29 protein-coding genes and 1 pseudogene are annotated in these 25,904 nt (G+C 38.4%); 26 read left to right on the top strand and 4 right to left on the bottom strand.

Annotated features, from left to right (window positions below; translation table 11 throughout):
• Window positions 1–54: 54 nt before the first annotated feature.
• The 20 genes and pseudogenes from wecB (at window position 55) to Q0Y61_RS07520 (ending at window position 16,554) form a co-directional block, all read left to right on the top strand.
• Window positions 55–1,149 carry a UDP-N-acetylglucosamine 2-epimerase (non-hydrolyzing) gene (gene wecB, locus Q0Y61_RS07615; protein ID WP_297813865.1) on the top strand — a complete coding sequence of 365 codons (1,095 nt, stop codon included), beginning with the start codon at window positions 55–57 and terminating at the stop codon, window positions 1,147–1,149.
• A 10-nt stretch (window positions 1,150–1,159) separates the two neighbouring features.
• Entirely contained in the window at window positions 1,160–2,116 is a 957-nt protein-coding gene (locus tag Q0Y61_RS07610; protein ID WP_297813862.1) for a Gfo/Idh/MocA family oxidoreductase, read from the top strand.
• Window positions 2,117–2,135: 19 nt separating this feature from the next.
• Window positions 2,136–2,270, top strand: a complete 135-nt coding sequence (locus tag Q0Y61_RS07605) for a hypothetical protein (protein WP_297813858.1) — start codon at window positions 2,136–2,138, stop codon at window positions 2,268–2,270.
• Window positions 2,248–2,835 carry a formyltransferase family protein gene (locus Q0Y61_RS07600; protein ID WP_297813855.1) on the top strand — a complete coding sequence of 196 codons (588 nt, stop codon included), beginning with the start codon at window positions 2,248–2,250 and terminating at the stop codon, window positions 2,833–2,835. The genes Q0Y61_RS07605 and Q0Y61_RS07600 overlap by 23 nt, the downstream gene beginning before the upstream one ends.
• A gap of 10 nt (window positions 2,836–2,845) precedes the next feature.
• Window positions 2,846–3,424 carry an acyltransferase gene (locus tag Q0Y61_RS07595; RefSeq protein ID WP_297813852.1) on the top strand — a complete coding sequence of 193 codons (579 nt, stop codon included), beginning with the start codon at window positions 2,846–2,848 and terminating at the stop codon, window positions 3,422–3,424.
• Entirely contained in the window at window positions 3,414–4,514 is a 1,101-nt protein-coding gene (locus tag Q0Y61_RS07590) for a DegT/DnrJ/EryC1/StrS family aminotransferase (protein ID WP_297813849.1), read from the top strand. Before Q0Y61_RS07595 ends, Q0Y61_RS07590 begins: the two co-directional genes overlap by 11 nt.
• Complete coding sequence (locus tag Q0Y61_RS07585) at window positions 4,511–5,689, top strand: hypothetical protein (protein WP_297813845.1); 1,179 nt, start codon at window positions 4,511–4,513, stop codon at window positions 5,687–5,689. Before Q0Y61_RS07590 ends, Q0Y61_RS07585 begins: the two co-directional genes overlap by 4 nt.
• Window positions 5,679–5,945: a hypothetical protein gene (locus Q0Y61_RS07580; protein WP_297813842.1), complete on the top strand. Its 267-nt coding sequence runs from the start codon at window positions 5,679–5,681 to the stop codon at window positions 5,943–5,945. Before Q0Y61_RS07585 ends, Q0Y61_RS07580 begins: the two co-directional genes overlap by 11 nt.
• A complete protein-coding gene (asnB, locus tag Q0Y61_RS07575) occupies window positions 5,945–7,654 on the top strand; it encodes an asparagine synthase (glutamine-hydrolyzing) (RefSeq protein ID WP_297813839.1) in 1,710 nt (569 codons plus the stop codon). Before Q0Y61_RS07580 ends, asnB begins: the two co-directional genes overlap by 1 nt.
• Window positions 7,651–8,742, top strand: coding sequence for a DUF354 domain-containing protein (locus Q0Y61_RS07570; protein WP_297813835.1), 1,092 nt, complete (start codon window positions 7,651–7,653; stop codon window positions 8,740–8,742). The genes asnB and Q0Y61_RS07570 overlap by 4 nt, the downstream gene beginning before the upstream one ends.
• Window positions 8,736–9,803 (top strand): Gfo/Idh/MocA family oxidoreductase, encoded by a 1,068-nt coding sequence (locus Q0Y61_RS07565; protein ID WP_297813831.1) that lies wholly within the window; start codon window positions 8,736–8,738, stop codon window positions 9,801–9,803. Before Q0Y61_RS07570 ends, Q0Y61_RS07565 begins: the two co-directional genes overlap by 7 nt.
• Window positions 9,800–10,441: a formyltransferase family protein gene (locus tag Q0Y61_RS07560; protein WP_297813828.1), complete on the top strand. Its 642-nt coding sequence runs from the start codon at window positions 9,800–9,802 to the stop codon at window positions 10,439–10,441. The genes Q0Y61_RS07565 and Q0Y61_RS07560 overlap by 4 nt, the downstream gene beginning before the upstream one ends.
• A gap of 104 nt (window positions 10,442–10,545) precedes the next feature.
• Window positions 10,546–10,965: an acyltransferase gene (locus Q0Y61_RS07555; protein WP_297813871.1), complete on the top strand. Its 420-nt coding sequence runs from the start codon at window positions 10,546–10,548 to the stop codon at window positions 10,963–10,965.
• Between the two features lie 9 nt (window positions 10,966–10,974).
• Window positions 10,975–11,643, top strand: a complete 669-nt coding sequence (locus tag Q0Y61_RS07550) for a class I SAM-dependent methyltransferase (RefSeq protein ID WP_297813825.1) — start codon at window positions 10,975–10,977, stop codon at window positions 11,641–11,643.
• A complete protein-coding gene (locus tag Q0Y61_RS07545; RefSeq protein ID WP_297813823.1) occupies window positions 11,634–12,743 on the top strand; it encodes a DegT/DnrJ/EryC1/StrS family aminotransferase in 1,110 nt (369 codons plus the stop codon). Before Q0Y61_RS07550 ends, Q0Y61_RS07545 begins: the two co-directional genes overlap by 10 nt.
• The gene (locus Q0Y61_RS07540) at window positions 12,734–13,267 is read left to right on the top strand and encodes an adenylyl-sulfate kinase (RefSeq protein ID WP_297813820.1); all 534 of its coding nucleotides are present in this window, start codon (window positions 12,734–12,736) and stop codon (window positions 13,265–13,267) included. Before Q0Y61_RS07545 ends, Q0Y61_RS07540 begins: the two co-directional genes overlap by 10 nt.
• Window positions 13,264–14,110, top strand: a pseudogene (locus Q0Y61_RS07535) (class I SAM-dependent methyltransferase). Before Q0Y61_RS07540 ends, Q0Y61_RS07535 begins: the two are co-directional and overlap by 4 nt.
• A 49-nt stretch (window positions 14,111–14,159) precedes the next feature.
• Window positions 14,160–14,945: a class I SAM-dependent methyltransferase gene (locus Q0Y61_RS07530; protein ID WP_297813817.1), complete on the top strand. Its 786-nt coding sequence runs from the start codon at window positions 14,160–14,162 to the stop codon at window positions 14,943–14,945.
• Between the two features lie 15 nt (window positions 14,946–14,960).
• The gene (locus Q0Y61_RS07525; protein ID WP_297813814.1) at window positions 14,961–15,293 is read left to right on the top strand and encodes a hypothetical protein; all 333 of its coding nucleotides are present in this window, start codon (window positions 14,961–14,963) and stop codon (window positions 15,291–15,293) included.
• A gap of 61 nt (window positions 15,294–15,354) precedes the next feature.
• Window positions 15,355–16,554, top strand: a complete 1,200-nt coding sequence (locus Q0Y61_RS07520) for a DUF2972 domain-containing protein (protein ID WP_297813811.1) — start codon at window positions 15,355–15,357, stop codon at window positions 16,552–16,554.
• A gap of 96 nt (window positions 16,555–16,650) precedes the next feature.
• Here Q0Y61_RS07520 and Q0Y61_RS07515 read toward each other — a convergent pair whose 3' ends face one another.
• The 4 genes from Q0Y61_RS07515 to Q0Y61_RS07500 form a co-directional block, all read right to left on the bottom strand.
• Window positions 16,651–17,412 (bottom strand): hypothetical protein, encoded by a 762-nt coding sequence (locus Q0Y61_RS07515; RefSeq protein ID WP_297813808.1) that lies wholly within the window; start codon window positions 17,410–17,412, stop codon window positions 16,651–16,653.
• Window positions 17,413–17,550: 138 nt separating this feature from the next.
• Window positions 17,551–17,934 (bottom strand): type II toxin-antitoxin system death-on-curing family toxin, encoded by a 384-nt coding sequence (locus tag Q0Y61_RS07510; RefSeq protein WP_297813806.1) that lies wholly within the window; start codon window positions 17,932–17,934, stop codon window positions 17,551–17,553.
• Window positions 17,931–18,119 carry a hypothetical protein gene (locus tag Q0Y61_RS07505; RefSeq protein WP_276891344.1) on the bottom strand — a complete coding sequence of 63 codons (189 nt, stop codon included), beginning with the start codon at window positions 18,117–18,119 and terminating at the stop codon, window positions 17,931–17,933. The genes Q0Y61_RS07510 and Q0Y61_RS07505 overlap by 4 nt, the downstream gene beginning before the upstream one ends.
• Window positions 18,116–19,849 (bottom strand): hypothetical protein, encoded by a 1,734-nt coding sequence (locus tag Q0Y61_RS07500; protein WP_297813801.1) that lies wholly within the window; start codon window positions 19,847–19,849, stop codon window positions 18,116–18,118. Before Q0Y61_RS07500 ends, Q0Y61_RS07505 begins: the two co-directional genes overlap by 4 nt.
• A 223-nt stretch (window positions 19,850–20,072) precedes the next feature.
• Between Q0Y61_RS07500 and Q0Y61_RS07495 the strand changes: the two genes are divergently transcribed.
• From Q0Y61_RS07495 to Q0Y61_RS07470, 6 genes are read left to right on the top strand one after another with little or no spacing between them, the layout of a single operon-like run.
• Window positions 20,073–22,409 (top strand): PEP-utilizing enzyme, encoded by a 2,337-nt coding sequence (locus tag Q0Y61_RS07495; protein ID WP_297813868.1) that lies wholly within the window; start codon window positions 20,073–20,075, stop codon window positions 22,407–22,409.
• On the top strand, window positions 22,406–23,020 hold the full coding sequence (locus Q0Y61_RS07490; protein WP_297813798.1) for a gamma-glutamyl-CDP-amidate hydrolase: 615 nt from the start codon (window positions 22,406–22,408) through the stop codon (window positions 23,018–23,020). The genes Q0Y61_RS07495 and Q0Y61_RS07490 overlap by 4 nt, the downstream gene beginning before the upstream one ends.
• Window positions 23,021–23,030: 10 nt before the next feature.
• A complete protein-coding gene (locus Q0Y61_RS07485; RefSeq protein WP_297813795.1) occupies window positions 23,031–23,504 on the top strand; it encodes a hypothetical protein in 474 nt (157 codons plus the stop codon).
• Window positions 23,501–24,619, top strand: a complete 1,119-nt coding sequence (locus tag Q0Y61_RS07480) for a CDP-glycerol glycerophosphotransferase family protein (RefSeq protein ID WP_297813793.1) — start codon at window positions 23,501–23,503, stop codon at window positions 24,617–24,619. Before Q0Y61_RS07485 ends, Q0Y61_RS07480 begins: the two co-directional genes overlap by 4 nt.
• Window positions 24,616–25,374, top strand: a complete 759-nt coding sequence (locus tag Q0Y61_RS07475) for a phosphocholine cytidylyltransferase family protein (RefSeq protein WP_297813790.1) — start codon at window positions 24,616–24,618, stop codon at window positions 25,372–25,374. Before Q0Y61_RS07480 ends, Q0Y61_RS07475 begins: the two co-directional genes overlap by 4 nt.
• Window positions 25,371–25,835 carry a glycosyltransferase family A protein gene (locus Q0Y61_RS07470; RefSeq protein ID WP_297813787.1) on the top strand — a complete coding sequence of 155 codons (465 nt, stop codon included), beginning with the start codon at window positions 25,371–25,373 and terminating at the stop codon, window positions 25,833–25,835. Before Q0Y61_RS07475 ends, Q0Y61_RS07470 begins: the two co-directional genes overlap by 4 nt.
• Window positions 25,836–25,904: the final 69 nt, after the last annotated feature.

Raw genomic sequence — 25,904 nt, 5'->3', positions numbered from 1 at the left:
CAATGCAGAGAGGGAGGGGGAGAAGTTGCTTAAGATTTTGGAGGAAGTGCTGGGGTGAATCCTATTAAGATTGTAACAATTCTAGGGGCTAGACCGCAATTTGTCAAAGCGGGCGCATTAAGCCGTAAGCTTAAAACAGAAAAAGAGATAGAGGAAATCCTTGTGCATACAGGGCAACACTATGATAATGCAATGAGTGAAGTTTTTTTTAATGAGTTGCAACTTCCTAAACCACAATATAATCTTGCTTTGGGTGGTTTGTCTCACGGCGCAATGACAGGGAGAATGATAGAAAAGATAGAAGAGATTTTAAACCAAGAAAAACCACATTTTACTTTGGTTTATGGTGATACGGATTCTACTTTGGCAGGGGCATTAGCAAGTGTTAAGTTACAGATTCCTATTATTCATATTGAAGCAGGTTTGAGAAGCTTTAATAATGCAATGCCAGAGGAGATTAATCGCATACTAACCGATAGAATTTCCAAGATTTTGTTTGTCCCGACAACAAATGCAATGCAGAATCTAAAAAACGAAGGCTTTTTAAACTTTGATTGCAGAATCATTCAAAGCGGGGATATTATGCAAGATGTTGCCTTGCACTATGCGCAGTTTGCTAAAGCTCCTGCTATGGATTTGTCCAAAGAGTTTGCATTATGCACAATTCATCGCGCAGAAAATACAGACTCCATTCATCGTTTGCAAGAGATTTTTGCTGGTTTAAGTGTGATTGCAAAACAAATCCAAATCATTTTGCCTTTACACCCAAGAACTCGTAAAATCTTAGAGCAAAATCATATTGTAATTCCACAAGGGATAGTGGTTGTTGCTCCGTTAGGGTATCTTGAAATGATTTGGCTTTTGCGCTTTTGTAAAATGGTTTTAACCGATAGTGGAGGCTTACAAAAGGAAGCTTACTTTTTCAAAAAACCTTGTTTGGTCCTACGAAATGAGACGGAATGGATAGAGTTAATAGAAAAAGGATATAACGTGATTGTAGGAGCAAATAAAGAAAAAATCATTCAAGGTTTTTTAAAAATAGCCGATAATAGTTCAATGGAATTTTGCAGGACACTCTATGGTGAAGGTAAGGCGGCAGAAATTATCATACAAACAATCAAAGAAGAAGTTTGTAAGAAACTCTATTAAAGGAGATGGAATGAAAAAGTTTGGCTTAATTGGTGCGGCAGGTTACATTGCTCCGCGACATTTAAGGGCAATCAAGGAGACAGGAAATACTCTTTTATGCGCATTAGACCCTTATGATGGTGTGGGAATTATGGATAGTTATTTCCCAGAGGCTGACTTTTTTACAGAATTTGAACGATTTGATAGGTATATAGACAAGTTGCGTCGTAAGGGAGAGGGGCTAGATTTTATTTCTATTTGTTCTCCAAACTATCTGCACGATAGTCATATTCGTTTTGGACTTAGAAACAATGCAGATGTGATTTGTGAGAAGCCCCTAGTGTTGAATCCTTGGAATTTAGAAGCATTAGAGACGATTGAGAAAGAAACGCAAAGAAAAGTTTATAATATTTTGCAGTTGCGGCTACACAAAAGTATCCTTGCATTAAGAAGAAAGATTCAACAATCTTTGCAAAAAGAACCTAATAAAGTTTTTGATGTAGATTTAACTTATATTACTTCAAGAGGAAAATGGTATTTCATCTCGTGGAAAGGTGATGTGAGTAAAAGTGGTGGAGTAGCTACGAATATTGGAGTGCATTTTTTTGATATGCTACTTTGGATTTTTGGTGCAGTGCAAAAAAGTCAAGTGCATTTGCTAAATGCCCAAAGCGCAAGTGGAATCTTAGAACTTCAACGCGCATGCGTGCGCTGGTTTTTATCCGTGGATTCTACAACACTACCAAAAGAGGCATTAGAGCAAAACAAACGCACTTTTAGACTAATTAGTATTAATGGGGAATCTGTAGAGTTTAGTGAGGGATTTACCGATTTACATACACAAAGTTATTGTGATATTTTAAAGGGGGGAGGCTTTGGATTGCAAGATGCAAAGCCTTCTATCCAATTAGTGCATCAAATCCGAAATAGTGAGATTCTAGGCTTAGTTGGAGATTATCATCCCTTTTGCAAAATGACATCAAAATAATTCAGTTAAAGGAAAGATTATGCAAAAACCTCAAAAAATTGGTATTATTACCTACCAAGCACCTCATTTAAAAACAGAGCAAGTTCTAAATCAACTTTTATTAAATTCTAATTTTGCGGGGGGGGGGGATTTTGATATATGCTTTACCTTTTAAGCTAAAAGCCGAACGAGCGGTATTGTTTGCGCATAGACCAAAGCAGAGTGAAGCAGTGAGTGCAAAAGAAATTGCGCAACAATGGAAAATTCCCTATAAGATTTGTGCAAGTGATACCGAGATTCCAAATGAATGCGATATTTATCTCATTACAGGGTGCGGAATCGTGTCTAAAGAGTGTTTAAAAGGCAAAAAGATTCTAAATGCACACCCCGGAATTATCCCAAATAGTCGTGGATTAGATTCTTTTAAATGGGCAATTTTAGAAGATAGAATGCTTGGAGTTACCCTGCATTTCATTGATGAAAAGGTGGATTGTGGAGAGATTGTTGCTATATCGCCTACGCCTGTGTATCCAAGTGATACCTTGCATACACTTGCGAGACGACATTATGAAAACGAAATTACAATGCTTATAAATTTTGAATCTCATTTACGAAGCCCTAAGAATCCCTTTCGTGAGATTCCTTTAGCTCCAACATTAAAGCAAATGAATCCTATGCAGGAGAAAGCAATGTTAGAACATTTTGTGGAGTATAAAGAAAAAATGTGCAAGAGAATGTAAAGAGGATAAGATGGAATATTTTGCTCACGAGAGTGCCGTGATTGATACAAATGTAAAAATTGGCAAGGGTTGTAAGATTTGGCATTTTAGCCATATTTTAAGCGGAAGTGTGATTGGGGAGAATTGTTCGTTTGGGCAAAATTGCGTGGTGGGTCCAAATGTTAGAATCGGAAAGGGCGTGAAAGTACAAAACAATGTGAGCATTTATGAGGGTGTAGAATGTGAAGATGATGTATTTTTAGGACCTTCAATAGTTTTTACTAATGTCATCAACCCGCGTAGTTTTATCAATCGCAGGGAGGAGTTTCAGAAAACTTTGCTTAAAAAGGGTTGTTCTATCGGAGCAAATGTTACGATTGTTTGTGGAATCACAATCGGGGAATATGCGCTCATTGGTGCGGGAGCGGTTGTCGTGCGTGATGTGCCTGCCTTTGCACTTGTAGTTGGGAATCCTGCAAGGCAGATAGGCTGGGTGGATAAGGCAGGATTGCGTTTGGAGTTTGATAAAAACGGAATCGCACAAGATAGCTACGATAAGACGAAATATAGATTAAATCATTTTACTTTGGAGGTATTGAATGAAAATTGATTTTGCAAATTTAAAAGAATCCCATAAAGCACATCAAGCAGAGATTGAAGAGGCGGTTTTAAGAGTATGCAGAAATGCGCAATTTATTATGGGAAGTGAGGTAGAATCCCTAGAGAAAGAATTAGCGGAGTTTGTTGGCGGAGGCTATGCGGTGAGTTGTTCTAGCGGAAGTTCCGCGCTACTCCTTGCACTAATGGCTTTAGGAATCAAGGCGGGAGATGAAGTAATTACCACTCCTTTTACTTTTATCGCAACTTCAGAAATGATCGCTTTTTTGGGGATTAAGCCTGTTTTTGTGGATATATCTTTGGAGGATTATAATCTGGATTGTGATAAGATTGAGGAAGCAATCACTCCCAAGACAAAGGCGATTTTAGCCGTTAGCCTCTATGGACAGCCACCAAATCTACAAACGCTTGAATCTATTTGCGAACAAAGGAATCTTAAGCTAATCCTTGATGGCGCACAAAGCTTTGGTGCGGAATTTTTAGGACGTAAGGATTCTACATTTGGTGAGATTGCCACGACAAGTTTTTTTCCTGCTAAACCTTTGGGTTGTTATGGAGATGGAGGAGCAGTTTTCACTCAAGAGGAGAGTTTGGCAAAGAGAATCGCAAGTTTGCGATTACACGGAGAAAAGTCAAGATATATGCATCAATACATTGGGATTGGTGGGAGACTAGACGCATTGCAGGCTGCAGTTTTAAGGGTTAAGTTAAAGTATTTTGCGCAGGATATTGCAGCAAGGAACAAGATAGCCAAACTTTATAATTATTACTTAAACGATGCAAATGTCGTGATTCCTAGTGTTTTGGAGGGGAGAAGTAGCGTTTTTGCGCAATACACGATTCGGGTTAAGAATCGTCAGATGTTACAAGAGAGATTAAAAGATAATGGAATCCCAAGTGCGATTCATTATCCTTTGGGCTTGCATTTACAACAATGTTTTGCGCCTTTGGGTTATAAGCTAGGTGATTTTCCTAATGCAGAATTAGCAAGCAAGGAAGTTTTAAGTTTGCCAATGAATCCTCATTTGAGCGAATCACAAATAGAGCAAATTGCGCAAGTAGTGAAAGAGGGAGCTAAATGAAAGTATTGATTTATGGTTATGGTTGGAGTGGGCAGAGTGCATTAAGCTTATTTGGTGCGCTTGGATTTGAATGTTATGTGGTTGATGAAAAACTAGATACCGATACAATTGTAGATAAGCGATTTATTGCGCTAAAAGAAGCTTTGTCTCAATCTTTTGATTTGATTTTGGTTTGTATTGTTAATGAGGAAGTTGCAAGAGAAGTCGCAAAAAAACTCTATAAACAAGGAATTTCAAAGGATAGAGTTAGATATTTTCAAACCTATTCATATCAAGAAAAAATGTCTAGAATGTTAAAACACTTTTTTGGGAGTGCAGAAGAAGTTTTGCAAGATTGCTTGAGCGAATCTCTTACAATGCCGCTTTTGCATTCTAAGATTCTAGCTTTGCAAAATGCGTATTTTAAGGATAAGAGAGATTCGGCAGAATCTCTTGCGCAATGGGGGGATAAAATTCGTGCGAAATTCCCTAATCAAAGTATTTTTTCAATGCTTTATACTACTTCTATTGCACAAAAAAGTCTTGGACATATTGCTTATCCCGGTTTTAATATTATTCCCTCACAAGATAAAACAGAGGATAAGAACTTCTATTTTATTCAAGAGGTGGATTTTGAGTCTTTAAAAAATCGTCCCAAAGATGTAAAATTAATAGCTTGTTTTGGTAATAGTGCATTGCGCACAGAGTATTTGCCGCTTGAAAATACTATCACATATTACTTGCAAAAGCATCTAGGAAGTGAAAAGTTTATTGTTGTTAATTTCGGGGTTTCAGGATATACGACTTATGAGCAGATAATGCTATACAATGCCCTGATTTATCCACTGAAACCAGAGATTGTTTTGTCCTTTTTTGCGGGAACAGATTTTAGGATAAGCTATGTTTGTTGTGATTATTTGTTAAAGAAGCATAATATTATCTATTCGCCTTATTTTAACGAAAGACCCTATAAGATTTTTGCGAATAGTGATTTGCCTTTGTATTGTGAGCTTGGAACAAGCAATAAGGTAAATCCCGCCATTCAAGACAAAGAAATTATTGGAGCAATTTTGGAACGTTTGGAGCAATTTTACTTGCAAGTTGTGCGGGGGGGGGGGGCAATTCCTTGCCTTTATCCAGCCTTTACTTCCTTGCAAGTTAGAATGGAGCAAAGAAGAGAGAGAAATGCGAGCTAAAGAAAAGAAGCATTTAAGCAATGTTGCAGCTTATCAAAATAGAATTATTGATACCTTAGTTCCGAAGTTAGTGGAGAGTTTAAATAGGGAAATTAAAGCAAATGCTTATGATTTTGTCTATGATTTAAACGAAATCATTAGGGATTCTAAAGAATCACTTTTTACAAACCATTGGATTCATTGTAATGCAAGAGGTAATGAAATTTGTGCAGAATATGTTTATAAAATTTTACAACAGCGAGGAATCCTAAACTAATGTGTAGTATTTGCGGAGGGAATTATGCGCTAGAGGTGGTGCAAAAGGCTTCGGAGAGTATGCAACATAGGGGACCAGATTTTAAAGGTAGCTTTAGTGATGAGAAATTTTCTTTTGCACATAATCGCCTAAGCATTATTGATTTGGATTCTGTTGCCAATCAGCCCTTTACCTCTCCTTATTGTCCGCATTTGCTACTTGTATTTAATGGCGAGATTTATAATTATTTAGAGATTAAAAAGGAATTAGAGGAATTAGGGATTCCATTTTTTACCCATAGTGATACAGAAGTCTTGTTACACTCTTTTGCCACTTGGCAAGAGGAAGCGTTAAAAAAATTCAATGGAGATTTTGCGTTTTGTATTTATGATAAACGCGATTCCTCCCTCTTTTTGGCGCGCGATAGATTGGGTAACAAACCCTTGTTTTATGCACTAAAAGGAGAGAAAATATTTTTTGCTTCCGAGATTAAGGCGTTTTTGGCTGTGGAATCCTATGCCTTTGATTTGGAGGAAGTTGCCAAATGGTTGCTTTTTAGCAATGGAGATTCCAAAAAGAGTATTTATCAAGGAATCTTAAACTTTCCTCCCGCGCATTTTGCGCATTTTAAGCCTAACGATAGAGAGTTGAAGCTTCAAAAATATTGGGATTTTGAGCCAGATTTTGAGGCGATTCAGAACGTGCCAAGTGATGAGAAAACCCTACAAAATGCGCTAGAGGAGTTGGAATCCCTACTAAAAGATGCAACAAAGATTCGTTTGCGCTCTGATGTTCCGCTTGCTCTTTGTGTTTCAGGCGGGATTGATAGCTCTATTTTAGCGTATTTTGTGAAGCAATCGGAAGTGGATTGCCACTATTTTGGGCTAAATTTTAAGGAAGATACGCAAAATGATGAGAGTGTGTATATCCAGCAACTTGCAAAAGATTTGGGGATTGAAGTAGAGCTGATTAGTCCAAACTTAGATTCTATTCAAAAAGACTTCAAATTTTTGTGCTATGTCCAAGATGAGATTTTTCGCAGTTTTTCTATCTATTCCCAAGCGTTACTTTTTAAATCCATTGCTCCTTATTGTAAGGTAAGTCTTGGGGGGCAGGGCGCAGATGAGCTTTTTGGCGGGTATTATCATCATATAGGACGCTATGTTTTTGCGCACTTTGAGGCTTTTAAGGAACGCGTGAATCTCTATGGAAACGTGGCATTTCAAGAATACAACTTCGGGCTTAAATGCGCATTGGATACAAATTTGAAGTTAAAATTGTTTCAAGAGGATAATATTCAAGCCATAGAGAAGTTGCGAAGTTTGGGATTTCCAATCCCAACATTAGCGAATCTCTTAGAGCGATTTTTACCAGACTTTTCTAAAGGACTTTGGCTTGATATGATTCAATTTAATCTCCCCAATCTCTTACGCTATGAAGACCGCAATGCGATGGCGTTTGGGATTGAGAATCGCACACCTTTTACAGATTTTCGTGTGGTGGAGTTTGCCTTTAAAATTGCAGAATCTTTTAAAGTGCAAAAAGGATATAGCAAGTATCTTTTGCGCTTACTCTTAGAAAAGCTTGGGAGCAAAAGTCTTGCTTGGAGGAGAGATAAGATAGGGTTTAGTGCGCCCGAGTTTTGCTTAATGCAAACTTTAGGATATAATGCAACCTCACTTTTGGATATTCGTTTGGCAATTTTTGAAACTTTAAAGGGTAGATTATGATTTGGATTGATGTCGCAACCCCCAAATATGCAATGTTTTTTAGTGTGATGATTAAAGAATTGCAAAAAAGAGGGCATAAAGTGTTTGTAACTACGCGCTACGCGCCTCATTATACCGAGGCTAAGGAGATTTTAGAGCTACACAAGATTCCACATACTGTGCTTGGAGAATATGGCGGGGCAACTTTGCTAGAGAAGTTTCAAGCAAGAATATTCCGACAAAAAGAGATTTTGGATTTATTTAAAGTGCAGGGCGTTCCTAGATTACTAATCTGTGGTGCAGTCGTGGATAGTGTGCAAGTAGCGTATGGAATCGGGATTCCGGTGGTAAATATTTATGATACACCTGCATTTACAAAACCTGGTGATGAGGAATGTCCGCGTGAATTAACCGCAGTTGCAAGGCTGACTTTGCCTTTTTCTAGGCTTTTTTTCTATCCATTTATTTTCCCAAAAGAGCTTATGTTGCGTTTCGCACTAGATGAATCCCAAATCGTGCCTTATCCTTTTATTGATGTGGCTTTGTGGATAAATGCGATTCAAAAGGAATCCAAAAATGACTTTAGAATCCGCTATGGGTTAGACACGACAAAACCCACGATTCTTGTGCGTGAAGAGGAATACAAAGCCCATTATGTTAAAGAGCAAATCCCTGTGATTTATCAAGTGATTCCTCTGCTCAAAGAGGCAATGAATGCCAATATCGTGATTATGCCAAGATATGAAAAAGACAGGTTAAAAAGGGATTTTGGAGGAATCGCTACCATTTTGGAAGAGAAGCTAAAGCCAGAGGAATTTTATCCTTTTATTGACTTATTTATCGGTGGAGGGGGAACGATGAATCTTGAGGCGGTTTGTTATGGGATTCCGACCATCTCTACGCGTTCTCTTTGGTTGATTCACGACCAATATTTAATTAAACATAAACTGATGTTTTGGAGTCAAGATTGCGAGGAAATTGTGCGAATTGCTAAGGAAAATTTAGGCAAAAAAATAGAATCGCAAAGCTATTTTGTGCAAGGGGATTGTAATTTTAATGTGATGATTGACACAATAGAATCTAGGATTTTAAAGGAGAAAAAATGTTAGGTGTGGCATTGCTTGGTTGTGGGAGAATTGCGGTGCGCCACGCGCAACTTTTAAGCAGTGGCGAGATTACAGGGGCTAAGCTCGTAGCCGTGTGCGATATTAATAAAAGCGGTGCGGAAACTTTTGGGACAAAATACAACGTACCTTATTTTACAAATTTAGATTCTATGATGGAAGAGTGTGGTGATAAAATTGATATAGTCTCTATTCTCACGCCTAGTGGAACTCACGCACAAAACACCTTAGAAGTTGCACCCTATAAAAAGCATATCATCGTAGAAAAGCCTATGGCTTTAACTTTGGAGGACGCCGATAAGATGATAGAATCTTGCGATAAATTTGGGATTCGTCTTTTTATTGTCAAGCAGAATCGCTACAATTTGCCCGTGCAAAAATTGCGTGAAGCCCTAGAAGCTGGGCGGTTTGGAAAAATCGTTATGGGCAGTGTGCGGGTGCGTTGGTGTCGGGATAATGCGTATTATAAGCAGGATTCGTGGCGCGGCACTTGGGCGCAAGATGGGGGAGTTTTTACGAATCAAGCAAGTCATCATATTGATTTGTTAGAATGGATGCTAGGCGATGTAGAAAGCGTGTTTGCAAAAAGTCGCACTGCATTAAGTGATATAGAGACAGAGGATACAGGGGTTGCAGTGTTGAGGTTCAAGAATGGAGCTTTGGGTGTGATTGAGGCGACAACTGCTACGCGCCCAAAAGACTTGGAGGGGAGTTTGTCTCTTTTAGGAGAGTTTGGGAGTGTAGAGATTGGAGGTTTTGCAGTTAATGAAATTAAACATTGGAACTTCACAAAGCCCATAGAATCCGATAAGGAAATAATGGAAAAATATTCCGTAAATCCCCCGAATGTGTATGGGTTTGGACATAAGGAGTATTATTTGCACGTGGTAGATTCCATTTTAAATGGCACAAAGGCTTTGGTTGATGGACTAGAGGGACGCAAAAGCTTAGAACTCATTATCGCAATGTATGAATCCATAGAGACAGGCAAGGAAGTATTTTTACGATTCCACCCAGAGAAATGTAAATTAGGACATAAGGAATGAAAAAAGTCATATTTTTAGGCGCAAAGGAAATTGGCGGAAAGTGTTTGCAAGAATTGTTTGCTAGGCAAGATGCGTTAGATTTTATGCTTCTTGCAGTAGGAACATCTCCTAGAGGACAAGTGGTAAAAGAGTTTTGCACACAACATAAAATCCCTATTATTGCGAGTCTGGACGAACTTTTTAAACTAGATTTTGATATACTTTTCTCTGTGCAGTATCACCAAATCTTAAAGCCACAGCATATTTTTTGCGCTCAAGAGATTGCTTTGAATCTCCACCTAGCACCTTTGCCAGAATATAGAGGGTGCAATCAATTTTCTTTTGCTATTTTAAACGAGGATAAGGAGTTTGGTGTAAGTATTCATCAAATGGACGAAGGGATTGATAATGGTGCGATTGCTTTTCAAAAGAGGTTTAAAATCCCTAAAAACTGCTTCGTAGAGGAGCTAGTAGAGTTGGCAAATACTTATGGAGTAGAGCTATTTTCTGAAAATTTAGAAAAAATGATTAAAGGAGATTATCAGCTAATCCCTCAAGATTCCATTTTCTCGCCTCGTAGAGAGTTTCATAAAAGAATAGAAATAGAAAGCTTAAAGCATATCAGGCTAGAATCTTGCGGGGGGGGGGGCTTTAATTGAAAAAATCATTCGTGCCACCGCAATGCCCGGATTTGAACCGCCCTATTGTTTCATCGGGGGCAGGAAATTTTACTTTATACAAGAGCAAAATAAGGGAGGTGAAAATGGGGGCTGATGTCAAGATTGTAGAGCCTTGCAATCTTTATGAATGTGAGCTTGGAGATGAGGTGTTTGTAGGTCCTTTTGTAGAGATTCAAAGCAATGTGAAAATTGGCAAAAGAAGCAGAATCCAAAGCCATAGTTTCATTTGCTCACTCGTGGATATAGGCGAGGATTGCTTCATAGGACACGGGGTAATGTTTATCAATGATTTATTTAAAGAGGGCAAACCAGCAGGTGGGGATTCTACAAAATATAAAGAAACAAAAATCGGGAATCGTGTGAGTATTGGTTCTAATGCAACGATTTTACCGGTAGAGATTTGTGATAATGTGGTGATTGGTGCAGGAAGTGTGGTAACAAAAAACATCGTCCAAAAGGGGATTTATGCAGGGAATCCCGCACAATTCATTCGGGAATTATAAAGGAAAAAGATGAGATTTGAAGAGATTACAAGCAAAATAGAATCGTATCGTGAAAGCTTAAAACGGCAAAAAACTTTGATAGAGGTCGTAGATTTTGGCGCAGGAAAGCCAGAGGAAAAGCGCACAAAGGAACAAATGGAAGCAGGCGTTACACTAGAGATTCCGCTTTGTGAATTGGCAAAGATTGGTGTCAAACGTGAAAAAGCGGAAGTGATTTTTAAAATTTTTAACGATTTATTGCCGCAAAAAATCTTGGAACTTGGAACTTGTTTAGGATTTTCTAGCTCTTATATGGCGTATTTTGCGCCAAATGCTCAAATTTGGAGCATTGAGGGAAGCCCAAATGTCGCACAAATTGCTAAAGAAAATCATCAACATTTTGATTTGAAAAATATTGAAGTTTTTATCGGACGCTTTGACAAGGTTTTGCCAAGTCTCTTAGAAAAAATCAAGCTCCTTGACTTTGCTTTTATTGATGGACATCACAATAAAGAAGCTACGATTACTTATTTTAAACAAATCCTTCCCTTTATGAAGCGGGGGGGCGTTATGCTCTTTGATGACATTGCTTGGAGTAGAGGAATGCAAGAGGCGTGGAAAGAGATTTTGGAATCCCATTGCTACACAAAAGCGCAAGAGTTTGGCGAGGTTTGGAAAATGGGGGCATTATGGCTATAAAATTCTTAGACTTAAAAAAACAATATTTGGGCATAAAAGGTGAAATAGAAACTGCAATTTCAAGTGTGGTGGAGAGTGGTGCGTTTGTGGGTGGCAGTGAGATAAGCGCATTTGAGGAGGAGTTTTCGGAGTTTTTGGGTGGTGGTGTGCGCACTCTTTGTGTGGCAAATGGCACAGACGCGCTAGAAATTGCGATAGAATCTCTTGCCTTGCCCAAAGATTCTGTGGTGCTTGTGCCTGCAAATACCTTTGCGGCGAGTGCGGAAGCAGTTGTGCGCAATGGCTTAAAGCTGCAATTTGTGGATTGTGGGGCGGATTATACAATGGATTTAGCAGATTTACGCGCAAAAATCACTCCACAAACCTCTGCAATTCTTATGGTGCATTTGTATGGACAGAGTGCGAGGATAGAGGAGATTTTGGAGATTGCAAAGGAAAAGAATCTCCACGTGATTGAAGATTGCGCCCAAGCACACGGAGCGAAGTTTAAAGGGCAGTGTGTGGGGAGTTTTGGAGATATTGCCGCCTTTAGTTTTTATCCGGGCAAGAATCTAGGAGCTTATGGAGATGGCGGGGCGATTGTAAGCCGCGATTCCGCACTTTTGCAAAGATGTGAGGAGATTGCTCATCACGGAGGATTGAAAAAATACGAGCATAGAATTGTAGGGAGAAATTCGCGACTTGATAATCTCCAAGCGGCGATTTTGCGTGTGAAATTGCGGCACTTAACAGCTTGGAATGCTAGACGCAGAGAGGTAGCAAAGCTCTATTTTGAGGGATTCAAAGACTGCAAAGCAATAAGATTACCACAGGTTAAGGAACCTTGCGAATGTGTGTGGCACTTGTTTGTGATTCGGGTTAAGAATCGCGAAGCAGTGATGACGTATTTGAGACAAAAAGGTATTGAATATGGGCTACATTATCCGATTGCTTTGCCAAATTGCCCTGCCTTTAGTTATCAACCCTATGTTGTGGAGTCCCCCACACCCAACGCTTCTGTGTGGCAAGAGGAGATTCTATCCCTTCCAATGGGGGAACATTTGAGTGACGAGGAAATAAAAGAAGTGATTAAAGCAGTCAAGGACGCAGTATGTGGGTGAAAAATGGCAAAGGGCTTGTGCTGTGGCTTTGTGGCTTGGCAGGAAGCGGGAAAAGCACGATTGGTAAGGCGTTGTATGAGAGGATTAAGCAAGAGATTCCCAATATTGTGTATTTAGATGGCGATGAGTTGCGCGATTTACTTGGGCATTACGCTTACGATAAACAAGGTCGGATTGAAGTTGCACTCAAGCGTTCGGCTTTTGCGCATTTTCTAAGCTCGCAGGGTTTGGTGGTAGTGGTAACTACGATTTCGCTTTTTGATGAAGTGTATGCTTATAACCGCAAGACTTTGCAAAATTATTTAGAAATTTATATAGAATGTTCTATGGAGGAGCTGCAAAGGCGCGACCAAAAGGGACTTTATAGCGGTGCGCTTAAAGGAGAGATTCAAGATGTCGTAGGGGTGGATATTCCATTTGTTAAGCCAAATGCGAATATAATCTTGCCCAATGATACTCCAAAGGATTTAGAACAAAAGGTGCAGAGTATCTTAAATCAAATCAAAGAAAAAGGAAGCAAATGAAACAAGGTGATTTTACACAAGTGGCGAAGCATTATCATAATCGTCCGGCATATAGCCCGATGTTGTTAGAAAAGCTGATTGCTTGTATCAATGATGAGCAAAAAAATCTCAAAGATTTGCAAATCGTAGAAGTGGGCGCAGGGACAGGCAAGCTTACCAAAATGCTAAGTGAGTTTGGAATGCAAGTCTTAGCCGTAGAGCCAAATGATGAGATGAGAGAAGAGGGCATCGCCTATACCAAAGACACAAATATCAAATGGCAAAAAGGAAGTGGCGAGGAAACAGGCGTGCAAAGTGGAATTGCTGATTGGGTAATTATGGCGAGTAGCTTCCATTGGACTGACCCTAAGAAATCTTTGCCCGAGTTTGCGAGAATCTTAAAAAATTCTGCGGCTCAAAATGGCTCTGCCCATACTTCTACCCACAATACTTCTGCGGGGGGGGGGGGCTTACTTCACAGCTATATGGAATCCTAGAAATATCCTAGAGGGTTCAGTATTCTATGAAATTGAACAAGAGATTAAGAATATTGTTCCAGAGCTTGCTAGAGTGAGCAGCGGGACGCAAAATGTCAAAAAATGGGAGGAAATCCTCGTCTCCACAGGGGATTTCACAGACTGCTTTTTTATGGAGTGCGATTATATAGAGATAATGGACAAGGCGCGTTATCTTGGAGCGTGGCATTCTGTAAATGATATACAAGCCCAAGCAGGGGAGCAAAGATGGAAAAAGATTTTGGAAATGATAGAATCCAAAATCTCACATTTACAAACTTTAGAGATTCCTTATAAAATTCGCGCTTGGACGGCTAGAAAGTCCAGCAAAGGAGGCTCTAGGGCGTAATTCTTTATTCTTTTTCTTTTGCATTGGGCAACATAATAAGGAAACAACAATGCAAGAGAATAAGACAAGAATAGTAGAACAAGTTTGGGATTACACCAAACACGCGAAGTATTACAGCTACCGCCCGAATTATGCGCCCAAAACGATTGATATGCTTATCACTTTGGCTAGCGGAGAAAAAGCGGGCAATTTGAAAGTCGCAGATATTGGCGCAGGGACAGGAAATTTAAGCATTATGCTTTTAGAGAGAGGTTGTGAAGTGGTGAGTGTAGAGCCAAATGACGCAATGCGTGAAATTGGCATTGAGCGCACAAAAGGCGCAAAAATTGAGTGGGTAAGGGCTACGGGCGTGGATTCTACATTACAAAGCGGGAGTTTTGATTGGGTAACCTTTGGCAGTAGCTTTAATGTAATGGATAGGACAGAGGCGTTAAAAGAAGCCCATAGATTGCTTAAAGGCAATGGATACTTTTCGTGTATGTGGAATCATAGAGACTTAAACGACCCCATTCAGCAAAAGGCAGAGAATGCGATTCTCTCCATAGTGCCAAACTATACAAGAGGTGTGAGACGCGAAGACCAACGCCCAATTATTGAAGCACACAAAGAGCTTTTTGATAATATTATCTACATTGAAGAGGATTTTTACTTTCACCAAAGTTTGGAAAACTATATTTTAGCGTGGCAGAGTGTGAAAAATCCTTATTGGGATTTAGAGACCAAAGAAGGGCAAGAGATTTTTGATAAAATCACTGCAAAAATGCGAGAAGTTCTCCCTCAAGAATTTGACATCAAATACACGACGCGTTGCTGGAGTGCAAGAAAAGTAGGGTAAAATTAAGGAAGTAAAATGGGTAAAAGCAAAACATTTGAGATATTAAAGCAAAGTGGCGTATTAAATGCCTTAAGATATGTGGCAGATAAAAAGGCGCATAAAGGCAGAATTTACGCACTGCTTCAAAAACTACTAATGCTTCTTACCCTCTATTGCCTTGATAAACCCCGCGCGTATGAGATTTACCGAGCTTTAAGGAGATATAATATTTGTGTTGCTGATTTTTCATTTCTTTCATATTTTGCCAAAGAATACGACAATGTAAAGCAGTGGCTAGAATCTAAGGAATTTAAAGAGACTTATATTCTGCCCCCCCCCCCCATTATACACTTATCCTCCGCTGCTTAATCCTAAAGAAATAGATTACACAGACATTCCCCCCGAATTTGCGTGGAAGTTAAATATTCCTTTGCCGCCTTATTATCAGTTCCTCTATTTTGGTAGCCACGCCACAGGTAACACAGGATTAGAGAATCTTATCCAAAGATGCGGGGGCTTATCTTATTATCAAGGCGATGTAGATGTAGAGGATAGGGCAAAAGCAGCGTATATTACATTATTTACTTTAATTATGGAGCATACAGATTTGCAAGATTATTTTAGCTATATTGCATTAAGAAACTATATACCGCATAATAAAAAAGAAAATGGAGAAAAACTCTGCGCGCTTATTCCCAATACTCCCTCTATTTACCTTGTCCGAGACCCAATTAGTGCATTAAAGAGTGCTTGTTCTTTAACTCCTTGCAGAGAAGTATATGTAGAGATGAAAAAGCTTGTCAATCCAGAGGATTTATTGCATTTTTTGCAAAATAGAGGCAAGGGAGATAAAGAGGATTTAAGAATCGAAGAGACAGATACTTTTGCGCATTTAATGGAGTATTTTATTAAAGACATTTATTATTGTTTTCACGATACGCAGCTTTGGGATTTTCTAGTCAATTTTAAGGAGAGTATAATACTTGATATGGCTGAAATAGTAGGTGATAGGGCATTTGAGACAATTTATACTCTAGCTAAGCAGCTTCATTTCCCTCCGCCAAAGCCCGAAGATAAAGAGATATTTGCAATGGGTATATCGGAGTATCAAACGATTTTGCCCCTTACTTTGGAGTTTAAAAGCCACAATCAAGTGATTGCCATTACTCTAATGGATAGGGTATTTTGTATGGATAAGAGAAAATATATCTTTGATTATAATTCTCAAAGAGGGTTAAGCTATCATAAACAGGCTTTGGAGGAGAATGCAAATTATAAAGATATTACTTTTTCTCTTTTTGGGCAAACTTGCTTTTATGACAGAATTATTCTTTGCATTCATTCAAAAGATTGGGCAATTCTTTTTGAGAATGAAAATCTCTTAGGGTTGGTTAAAAAGAGATTGTTAGAGATTATCCCACTCTTAGAAAAGCAAAAAGAGATGCAGAATGCTAAAAAACTCACCGAAAAAGACATTTTAGAATATCTCAAATCTCACAAAGATTTATGTCTTGAAGCTAAAGCAGTCTTTGAAAAACATCTCACATTTCTAGCTTCTGTGCGTCCCGACATAATAGAATCTTGGAAGTATTATCAGGAGTTTTTAGCAATGTGTGAGGAGATGAGCTAAATGCTATTCTAGGTGCATTTCTAGCTTCTTTTGCAAATCCTTTGTATTATATATTATTTTGCCCTCCCCATTTTCAAAGCATTCTATTTGTCCTCTTTATTCTCTCAAAAATCCATATTCATAGACTTTGGGTTCTATTCTTTTTGCCAAGTCTTTAAGTGCGGCATTGAGAGTGCCTATCAAGTCTTTATAATAAGAATCTTGCGCTTTTTGCGGTGGATTCATCTTGCCCTTGTCGCTAAAGCCTTGAAAATATGCTTTGATGTCATAAAGGGAGGCGTTGGGATTATAGGTTTTAGAATCCTTAAATTCTTGAGAATGATAATATTTCCAAAGCTCCAATCCCGCCTTGAAAACTTCCTGCGCTTCCTCGCTAAACTCTAGCGGTTTTGTGGGAATGAGGGGCTTAATAATATACAAATCCTCGTTTTTAAAACCTCCTTGCTTTCCTTTTGCTTCTATTTTCTCTTGTGTTTTAGAATCCCTCTTGATTTTGCCTTTGATAAATTTGTGCATAAAATGGCTTTCAAAGGCTTCCTTTGCTTTTACTTCTTTCTCGCTAAAGGGGATAAAGTGATTTACGCCCTCTTTGCTTGTAATGCGATTTTGCCCGTGAAAGAGTGTAAAAGCCAAACAATCGTTTTGAAATGTAGAATCTTTTTGCCATTCCTCATTAGGATAAAGAAATTGGTCGCGGTCGTTTAGCCAAGTGGCAGGGATACAATGGCGCACAGAGAAATACACCGCAAAGGGAATGAGATTGCTTTGGGTAAAATTTAGGCAATATCTTGCTAAAGGACGAGAAAGAATGCAAACTTTTTGTTGATTTTGAAAATCACTAGGATAGTTTGACATCATTCCAAGACTTTGCTCTTGCGTATTTTTAAAACAAACCCACCACTGATTTAGTGATTTATGTTTATCTAATAGAGTATAGAATCTCTTTTTCCCTAAAAATTCTCCATTCCTATCAAAGACATCAAGCTTTTATGGTTTTCATTGTGTCCTCAACAAGTTTTGTAATATTTCGCGTAGTTCCTCTTTTGTGGTTTTGCCCTCTGCCACAGCAACCACAACATCTTCTAGGTTTTGGTAAAAATTCTCTGGCAATATTTTAGGATAATTCATCACAATAAAAGTTCTAGCCACAAGCAATGCGGTGCGCTTGTTTCCATCTAAAAAAGGGTGAAACTTCACACAAGCAAATACAATATGTGTGAGTTTATCTATAAAATTAGGATAATAGTCATCGTTTTGGATTTGTTGCAAAGCGGATTCCAAAAGCTCAATTTGCTGGGGATTCACCCCTTTTAATCCTTGCATTGCTTCTATCATTTGCTGATGCAAAGTCATAACATCTTGAATATTTAGGTATTTCATTTATCTTTTAATCTCTCAAAAACTGCATAATTTTCGGGCAACAAAAAGTCTTTGATTGTCTCCTCAATGTATTTTTGATTATTAGATTCATCATTTTTGGATTCGTATTGTGCGTTAATAGACTTTGAAAATTCCTCAACTTTTGGTAGAAATTTCTCTTCTACATTTTTTAAGATGATTGTCATTTTTGCTCCTTTTGTTTTGTGTCATTATAGCCTATTTCTTTGTTGTTTTCGTCCAAATCCCACACCAAAAAGCCTATGGGAAATTGCCCCTTGACATTATCAAAAGTATCGGCGGGGCATAGAAAACCTGCAAGAAATTTTGCCTTAAAAGTCTCACGAAATTTTACAAAATTACTTGCATTAAGATATTTGAGCGTAGAAAATGCAGCAAGTTTGCAGTTTGGAATCTCCTTGTAAATTCGCATAAAAAACTGCGCAAAGATTTCATTGCTTGCCTTGCCTAGATAGTCTTTAGATTCTATATTAATGCCTTCTACCTTGCCCTTGCCTGTGAGGACTTGATAGGTGGCATTACCCAAGCTTACACCACTTTTGTTTTTGCCTGTCCCTGCTGGTGTTGTGCCTGAAGTCGCCTCCGCATACGGAGGATTGATAAAGATAATAAGCTTTTTACGCTTTGCTTCGTCTTGTAGAATTGCTTGTAAGGATTTGGGCAATTTAGATTCTTGGCAATTTTTGCAAGTAGAATCTAGCTTACCTTTATGGCTCTCGCAAGGCTTATCAAAAAACTCATCATTTAAAAAGTCAAATTGAAAAATATGATTTTGCAAAAGGGATAAGTGTTTATTCTGTGCTAATTCTTGCATAATTTTCACATCTGCCTTATCTAGTGTGGAAGCATAGAGGTTTTGCGATTCTGTGAGATTTGCCAAAAGATTCCCTGTCCCTGCCGCACAATCCCAAATATAATATTCGCTCTGCCAATCCTCTCCTAAGGCTTTTGCAAGATAGCCTTGCGCTTTTAAAACCCAAATTTGCGGGGTAAAAAACGCTCCTTTGCGCTCTCGTATGTCGCTAGGCACAAGCAAATCGCGCCTATCTATAATGTAATCCCAATATTCTTCTTTTGGCGGACGCTCATAGAGATTCCAAAACTCTGTGTGGGCTTTTTGATTGTCCTTAAAGGTAGTTGTTTCATTGATGATTGAACCTATATTTGTTTTTTGTTTATTATACTCATAATAAGTCTTTTTTAGGGCGACAAAAAGCTTATCTTTGATACTCATATTTTCTTCGCTTAGTAAATCTGCAAGATAAAAATCCGCGTCCAAAATCCCCGCATTTTTAGCAAGATTCCAATCAATGCTAATGGAATCTTTTACCTTTGAGAGCCATTTTTGATAGATAAGATTAAAGTTGTTTTTGGTGATTTGGATTTTATGTAAATGCTGATTGTTAAGCGTGAAGTTTTTTTTGATAAACTTTTGCAATTCTTTAGAATCTGTTTTGAAGCTAAATTGCAATTTTTGGGATTCTAAAAGCTCTTTGCTTGTTTGGTAGAGTTGCTTAAACTCCTTAGAATCGTGGTTGCTAGGCGTAACATTCCAATTAAAATCATTTTGATTAAAAATATTCATTATTGCGTGGTAGGGGATAAAGGCGATTTTCTCTGCGTCCAATGCACCTAAAAATAGCGGTGGAAGCTCGTTTTCAAAAGTGCGTTCCTTACCAATGGTTAAGATAAGCTGCACAAAGGATTCTATAATATCGTTTTTGTTGCTCCGCTTTGCCTCTGCCCAAAGGAAGTGAATGTGTTGAAACAAAGTATCACTTTTGTAGGATACGCAAAAATCTATTCTGCCAAGCTGCCTTGTGGTGTCAAACTCTTTGAAAAAATCTTGTGCAACTTTCTTTTCAATCTCTTTTTCTTGGACTTTTAGTGCATACATTTATTTCTCCCAAATAGGCAGTTTAAACACATTTCTACTCCCTTAAACTTTAGATGAGGATTATACCAACAAATCTTAAAAGCACTTCTTAAAATGTATGCGCTTTTGGGCATTGCATAAAGGGCTAAGTTGATAAACCTAAATAAGCAAAAAGCGCAAAATAAAGAATCTTGAAGTAAGTTTAAACTATAATATCGCCTTTATTTTGTAGCATCTAAGGTTTATTATGCAATTATCTTTTCAAACCAAAGCGCGTAATTTGCTAGCTTTACAAAGCATATTAAAGAGTGCAAAAGTCTTGCCCTTAATGCTCACTTCTCTTAAAGAGTTGGAAGCGAATGAGGCGAGGGTATTAGAGGAGATTCAAAAATGCTTCAGCGGTGAAAATGCGTGTGAAAAGCTTATCGTTCGTAGCAGTTCCAAAAGTGAGGATAGTGCGCAAACTTCTAATGCAGGAGCGTTTTTAAGTCTCTCTAATGTAAATGTGGAATCCCAAGCGATTTTAGAGGCGTTGCGCAAAGTTGGGGCGTCTATGCCAAAGCTTGATGATGAGATTCTCATTCAGCCAATGCTAGAGCATATCGCGATGTGTGGTGTGGCGATGAGTGCAGATAAAGATACGCTTGCGCCTTATTATTGCATTGAGTGGGATAAAAGCGGTTCAAATAGTGCGATTACCGATGGAAGCGCCAAAGGCTTAAGCTTTTTTGCTCATAAAGAAGCGGAATTGCCAAAAGATAGCACTTTAAAAGCTATTATTGTAATGCTAAGGGAGTTAGAATCGCTTTTTGACTATAAATTCTTAGATGTGGAATTTGCGATAGATGCTAGCGGGGATTTGTATTGTCTGCAAGTGCGTCCGCTTGTAGTCAAAGATAAGCTCAATCTCTATGAATCCCTGCCATTTAGCGCGCTAGAGAGATTGCAAAAGCGCATTGTGTCTTTGCAGAAGCAAACGCCAGATATTTATGGCAAACGCGCAATTTTTGGTGTAATGCCTGATTGGAATCCTGCCGAGATTTTGGGGTTGAAGCCTAAGCGATTAGCCCTAAGCCTTTATAAAGAAATCATCACGGATAATATTTGGGCATATCAACGGGATAATTATGGTTATCTTAATTTGCGCTCTCACCCGCTAATGCACTGCTTTTTGGGCATTCCTTATATTGATGTGCGGCTTTCTTTTAACTCCTTTATCCCCAAAGCTTTGGATAAAAAAATCGCAAGTAAATTAGTGGATTATTATTTGGATACTTTGGAGGCAAACCCGCATTTCCACGATAAGATAGAGTTTAACATTGTCTTTTCTTGCTATGATTTAAATATCCCTCATAAATTAAAAAGTCTGCTTTCAAAAGGCTTTAATGAAAATGAGATTAAAAGGCTAGAATTTGCACTTTTGGAGCTTACAAATTCTATCATCAATCCCAAAAAAGGCTTGTATATCAAGGATTTAAAAAAGATTGCAAAGTTAGAGCAAATTTACAAAGATTTAGAGGATTCGCACTTGCCGACTTTGGATAAGATTTACTGGCTTTTGGAATCTTGCAAGAGATATGGGACTTTGCCTTTTGCAGGGATTGCAAGGGCTGGGTTTGTGGCGGTTTCTATGCTTAATTCTCTTGTAGAAATTGGATTTTTTAGCTTGGCGGAAAAACAGGCATTTTTAAATTTTCTTAACACGGTGAGCAAGGAGCTAGCCTCAAGTGTTGCCACGCTTACAGAGGAAACAAAAGAGGAGTTTTTAAGCAAATTTGGGCATTTGCGCCCTAGCACTTATAATATCTTAAGTCCGCGCTATGATGAGGATTTTAGAGCTTACTTTGATTTGGGTGCAAGAGAGGGCTTGACATCAAATGAAAGTAATTTTGTGCTTAATGCTAAAAAGCTGCAATCTCTTGATACGCTTTTAAGCGAACACGGGCTAAAGATTAGCGCAAAAGAGTTTTTAGAGTTTTTGAAAAGAGCGATTGAGGGGAGAGAATATGCGAAGTTTGAATTTACTAAACTGCTCTCTCGTGCTTTAAGCCTCATTGGCGAGCTAGGCGTTTATTATGGAATCCCAAAAGAGGAAATGGTGCATTTGGATATTCAAAATATCTTAAATCTTTATGCCTCGCTGTATTCTAAGAATCCAAAGGAAAGATTTTTGGAGGAAATCAAAAGGCATAAGGAGGAATACGCCCTTACCTTAGCTCTCAAACTTCCTATGTTACTTATCAATGCGGAGCAGGTTGTGAGCTTTTTAAGTGCGGAGATTGTGCCAAACTTCATCACGCAAAAGTCGGTAAGTGCGCTCATTAGCGATTTAAGCGATACAGAGTTAGCAGGTAAAATCGTGCTGATTAAATCCGCCGACCCCGGATTTGATTATTTATTTACGAAAAATATTGCGGGATTGATTACTTGCTATGGTGGGGCAAACTCGCATATGGCAATTCGCGCAAGTGAGCTTGGATTGCCCGCAGCCATTGGCGTAGGCGAGGAAAACTTTAGCAAATTTCTAAGCGCAAAGCGCATTAAGCTAGATTGTGAAAGTGGGCAAATCGTAGTCTTATGAAGTTTATTGGTATTACGCAAAGATTGCTAGAAAATACGAGTTATTACGAGGTGCGCGAGGCTTTAAGCGTAGAGTGGGGCGAGTTTTTTAAGGAACATTTGCAGGGCTTTTTGCCTCTGCCTTTAAGCTATGCAATTCCTTTTGGCGTTTATGCGCAATCTCTAGGGGAGAGTTTAGGCGGTGTGATTCTAAGCGGTGGGAATGATTTAAACTCTTTAAATCCTAATCCGCTTTCCTCTATGCGTGATGAATATGAGGCGCAAATACTCACGCATTGTTTGCAGCATAATGTGCCTTTGCTTGGAATCTGTCGTGGTGCGCAGATGATAGCGGAATATTTTGGTGCGAAATTGGAGCTTTTAGAGGGGCATATTGGCAATCATCAAGTTGTAGATATAAGCAGTGGTGAGAAATTTGAAGTCAATTCTTTTCATAACTATGGTATTAGGGCTTTAGGGGATTGCTTAGAGCCTTTGGTGAGGGCAGAAGATAGGAGCATAGAGGCTTTCAAACATAAACATAAGCCTATTTTTGCGATGATGTGGCATATTGAACGAAAAAATGGTATGGAGAAAGATAGAATCTTTCAAGAATGGTTGAGTAAGCTATAAGGAGTAAAGTATGAAAATTTTATATGCGCCAAGCAGTCGGGCAATGAGTGATGATTTGCATAACAATGTGGGTTGCGGGTTTGATGTTTTAGTATGTGAGACTTTGGTAGGTTTAGGGCAAAAGGTATTTTATCTGCCGCACAGCAAGACAGAAAGCAAGGTTAGAGATTCCATTTTGGAGATTTTTGGGGATTCCATTACTTTAACAAAAGCTGTGCCTAAAAGCATAGATGTGTGTGTGAGCGATGTTTCAAGTGTCGCTTTGCAATGTGCTTTATGGACGCGCAATCCTAGTATTTTATGTTTTTTTGGTTTTACGAGTATTTCTTTTCCGCCTAATGATAAATATTTTACTTTAATGGAAGCGGCTACGCATTGCGTGTATTCTCTTAAAGAGTTAAAAGATTCCATTCTTTCTTATCAGACAATCAAGAAAAGCAAGGTGAAAGGAATCCAAGAAGAGATAAATAGGGAGATAATATGAGTGTAGAAGCACAAATTAATCAGTTTATAGCAAGAGCAAAAACTTTCATAGAATCGCGTTTAAGCAAGGAGAAGCCAAATATTTTAGTTGTCTCTTATTATCCTACCTATCGCAAACATTATGGTAGTTTGATTGCCAAATTAAAGAAAAAATATAATGTCCTTACAATAGTAGATAGAGAGCTAGGAGACGACTTTGAAAAAAGTGGGCATTATAATGTTTTTTTTCCTTGGCGCATTATAGAAAATGGACGAACTTATTATCTCAATGCAGATATTCACGGCATTGATTTAATCCTAACTGCCGACCAAGTGGGCTATGATGGGGGCAAGATTGATAGGACATTCTTAAGCACGAGCGCAAAACGCGTTTATTTTCCGCATAGCTTGGTAGAGCAAACAGGAGCTTGTGAAGTGGTGGATTATATTTTAGTCCCTTCAAAAGTCGCAATGCAAGGATTCCAAAAGGCACTACCCAAGAGCAAGGTTAAATTGCTAGAGAGTGGCTATCCTAAGCTAGATAATGCAATTTTTTCCTATGATTACAAGCCAAGCAATACGATTACCTATGCCCCTAGTTTGCGCTATGGCACAGGAAGTAACGCAAACAATAATCTCTTTGCTGGATACGAAAATGCCTTGATAGAATCCCTATTGGATAGCGCAGATTATAATATCTCGTTTCGCGCACACCCAATCAACTTTCAAAACAATCACCCCTTTTACCAACTGATAAAGGCTAAATGGGCGGGAGAGAAGCGCGTGAAGTTTGATGAAGCGTTGGGTAATGCGTTCCATAATTTCAGTGAGTTTTTTATTACCGATACTTCCACAGCGGCTTTTACTTATTCTCTTAGCACTTTGCGCCCTAGCGTATTTTTCGCTCCATTGAAAATGCAAAATCCAATAATGCAATATGCAAACCAAATAAGCGGTGGCGGGGGGGGGGGCATTTGTCGCAGTTTAGCAGAGTTAAAGAAGTGGCTTAAAATGTTAGATTTGCAAAAAGATTCCGCAAGGATAGAGAAGTTTAGGAATGAGAATATTTATAATGTAGGGAGTTCGGAGGAAGTCATAATGGAGCAAATTGAGAAAATTTTACAAGGAAAGCTATGAAAGCATTGATTCTAGCGGCGGGATTTGGTTCAAGGCTAATGCCTCTTACGCAAGAGAATCCAAAGTGTATGGTGGAATATCGCGGCAAAAAGCTCATTGATTATGAAGTCGGGGCTTTAAAAGACGCTGGGATTAAGGAAATTGCAGTGGTGGGCGGATATTTATTTGCAGTTTTAAAAAACTATGTGGAATCGCAATTTAACATAAAAAATATTTATCAAAATCTTGAATTTAATAAAACAAATATGGTGCAAACGCTCTTTTGTGCGAGGGAGTTTATAGAATCTTGTATCACACACAAGCAAGATTTGATTATTTCGTATGCGGATATTGTGTATAGCGCAGAGATTGTGCGCGCATTGATAGAATCGCAAGAGCCTTTAAGTATCGTGGTGGATAAAAATTGGCGCACATTGTGGGAGAAGCGATTTGAAAATCCTCTTTTGGACGCAGAGACATTAAAAATAAGAGAGGGCAAAGTTATAGAGCTTGGCAAAAAGCCTAAGAGTTATGAGGAGATAGAGGGGCAGTATATTGGGCTTTTTAAATTTTCGCATTGCTTTTTGCCACAAGTTTTAGAGTTTTATGATAGCTTGGATAGAGGTGCGATGTATGATGGCAAAGATTTTGATAATATGTATATGACAAGCTTTTTGCAAGGCTTGATTAATGCGTATGGTGGTGCACAAGCGGTGGAGATTAATGGCGGTTGGTGCGAGATTGATTTTAAGAGTGATTTGGAGATAGAGATATGAGTAAAATTTCTGTAATTATACCTGTATATAATGTAGAAAATTTTATTGCAGAAGCTATCAATAGTTGTCTTAAACAAAGTTTTCAAAAGATAGAAATAATTATTGTAGATGATTGCGGAACAGACAAAAGTATGGAGATTGTGCAAGAGTATGCTAAAAAGGACACAAGAATTAAAATCGTCCGCAATCAAGAGAATCTTGGGTTGCTAAAGGCGAGATTTGAGGGGGCAAAGTCTGCAAGTGGCGACATTCTTATGTTTTGTGATGGAGACGATTTATTAGAAAGGGAAGCTCTTGAAAAGGTTTATCAAGAGTTTTTAGATAATGAATTGATTTGTTTTCATTATAAAGAGTTAAAGCATAGGGAATTGACAAAACTTAAAAATTTTTTTACTCAAACACAAGTTTTTACACTAGAGGAATTTAAAGAGTTTTATCTGCGGGGGGGGGGGCTAAAATAATTTTAATAGTGTTGTTATTAAAGAATTTAAAAAAGATTTATATCTCAAAAATATTCAAATTAACTTTGG

This window comes from uncultured Helicobacter sp. (assembly GCF_947367035.1).
Taxonomy (GTDB): domain Bacteria; phylum Campylobacterota; class Campylobacteria; order Campylobacterales; family Helicobacteraceae; genus Helicobacter_D.
This window is presented reverse-complemented; position numbering and strand designations above follow the sequence as displayed.

Excerpts from the sequence above, each read along its gene's own strand:
- Q0Y61_RS07610 (WP_297813862.1), top strand. The coding sequence starts at position 1,160 with ATGAAAAAGTTTGGCTTAATTGGTGCGGCAGGTTACATTGCTCCGCGA.
- Q0Y61_RS07605 (WP_297813858.1), top strand. The coding sequence starts at position 2,136 with ATGCAAAAACCTCAAAAAATTGGTATTATTACCTACCAAGCACCTCAT.
- Q0Y61_RS07595 (WP_297813852.1), top strand. The coding sequence starts at position 2,846 with ATGGAATATTTTGCTCACGAGAGTGCCGTGATTGATACAAATGTAAAA.
- Q0Y61_RS07590 (WP_297813849.1), top strand. The coding sequence starts at position 3,414 with ATGAAAATTGATTTTGCAAATTTAAAAGAATCCCATAAAGCACATCAA.
- Q0Y61_RS07585 (WP_297813845.1), top strand. The coding sequence starts at position 4,511 with ATGAAAGTATTGATTTATGGTTATGGTTGGAGTGGGCAGAGTGCATTA.
- Q0Y61_RS07580 (WP_297813842.1), top strand. The coding sequence starts at position 5,679 with ATGCGAGCTAAAGAAAAGAAGCATTTAAGCAATGTTGCAGCTTATCAA.
- asnB (WP_297813839.1), top strand. The coding sequence starts at position 5,945 with ATGTGTAGTATTTGCGGAGGGAATTATGCGCTAGAGGTGGTGCAAAAG.
- Q0Y61_RS07570 (WP_297813835.1), top strand. The coding sequence starts at position 7,651 with ATGATTTGGATTGATGTCGCAACCCCCAAATATGCAATGTTTTTTAGT.
- Q0Y61_RS07565 (WP_297813831.1), top strand. The coding sequence starts at position 8,736 with ATGTTAGGTGTGGCATTGCTTGGTTGTGGGAGAATTGCGGTGCGCCAC.
- Q0Y61_RS07560 (WP_297813828.1), top strand. The coding sequence starts at position 9,800 with ATGAAAAAAGTCATATTTTTAGGCGCAAAGGAAATTGGCGGAAAGTGT.
- Q0Y61_RS07555 (WP_297813871.1), top strand. The coding sequence starts at position 10,546 with ATGGGGGCTGATGTCAAGATTGTAGAGCCTTGCAATCTTTATGAATGT.
- Q0Y61_RS07550 (WP_297813825.1), top strand. The coding sequence starts at position 10,975 with ATGAGATTTGAAGAGATTACAAGCAAAATAGAATCGTATCGTGAAAGC.
- Q0Y61_RS07545 (WP_297813823.1), top strand. The coding sequence starts at position 11,634 with ATGGCTATAAAATTCTTAGACTTAAAAAAACAATATTTGGGCATAAAA.
- Q0Y61_RS07540 (WP_297813820.1), top strand. The coding sequence starts at position 12,734 with ATGTGGGTGAAAAATGGCAAAGGGCTTGTGCTGTGGCTTTGTGGCTTG.
- Q0Y61_RS07530 (WP_297813817.1), top strand. The coding sequence starts at position 14,160 with ATGCAAGAGAATAAGACAAGAATAGTAGAACAAGTTTGGGATTACACC.
- Q0Y61_RS07525 (WP_297813814.1), top strand. The coding sequence starts at position 14,961 with ATGGGTAAAAGCAAAACATTTGAGATATTAAAGCAAAGTGGCGTATTA.
- Q0Y61_RS07515 (WP_297813808.1), bottom strand. The coding sequence starts at position 17,412 with ATGATGTCAAACTATCCTAGTGATTTTCAAAATCAACAAAAAGTTTGC.
- Q0Y61_RS07510 (WP_297813806.1), bottom strand. The coding sequence starts at position 17,934 with ATGAAATACCTAAATATTCAAGATGTTATGACTTTGCATCAGCAAATG.
- Q0Y61_RS07505 (WP_276891344.1), bottom strand. The coding sequence starts at position 18,119 with ATGACAATCATCTTAAAAAATGTAGAAGAGAAATTTCTACCAAAAGTT.
- Q0Y61_RS07500 (WP_297813801.1), bottom strand. The coding sequence starts at position 19,849 with ATGTATGCACTAAAAGTCCAAGAAAAAGAGATTGAAAAGAAAGTTGCA.
- Q0Y61_RS07490 (WP_297813798.1), top strand. The coding sequence starts at position 22,406 with ATGAAGTTTATTGGTATTACGCAAAGATTGCTAGAAAATACGAGTTAT.
- Q0Y61_RS07485 (WP_297813795.1), top strand. The coding sequence starts at position 23,031 with ATGAAAATTTTATATGCGCCAAGCAGTCGGGCAATGAGTGATGATTTG.
- Q0Y61_RS07480 (WP_297813793.1), top strand. The coding sequence starts at position 23,501 with ATGAGTGTAGAAGCACAAATTAATCAGTTTATAGCAAGAGCAAAAACT.
- Q0Y61_RS07475 (WP_297813790.1), top strand. The coding sequence starts at position 24,616 with ATGAAAGCATTGATTCTAGCGGCGGGATTTGGTTCAAGGCTAATGCCT.
- Q0Y61_RS07470 (WP_297813787.1), top strand. The coding sequence starts at position 25,371 with ATGAGTAAAATTTCTGTAATTATACCTGTATATAATGTAGAAAATTTT.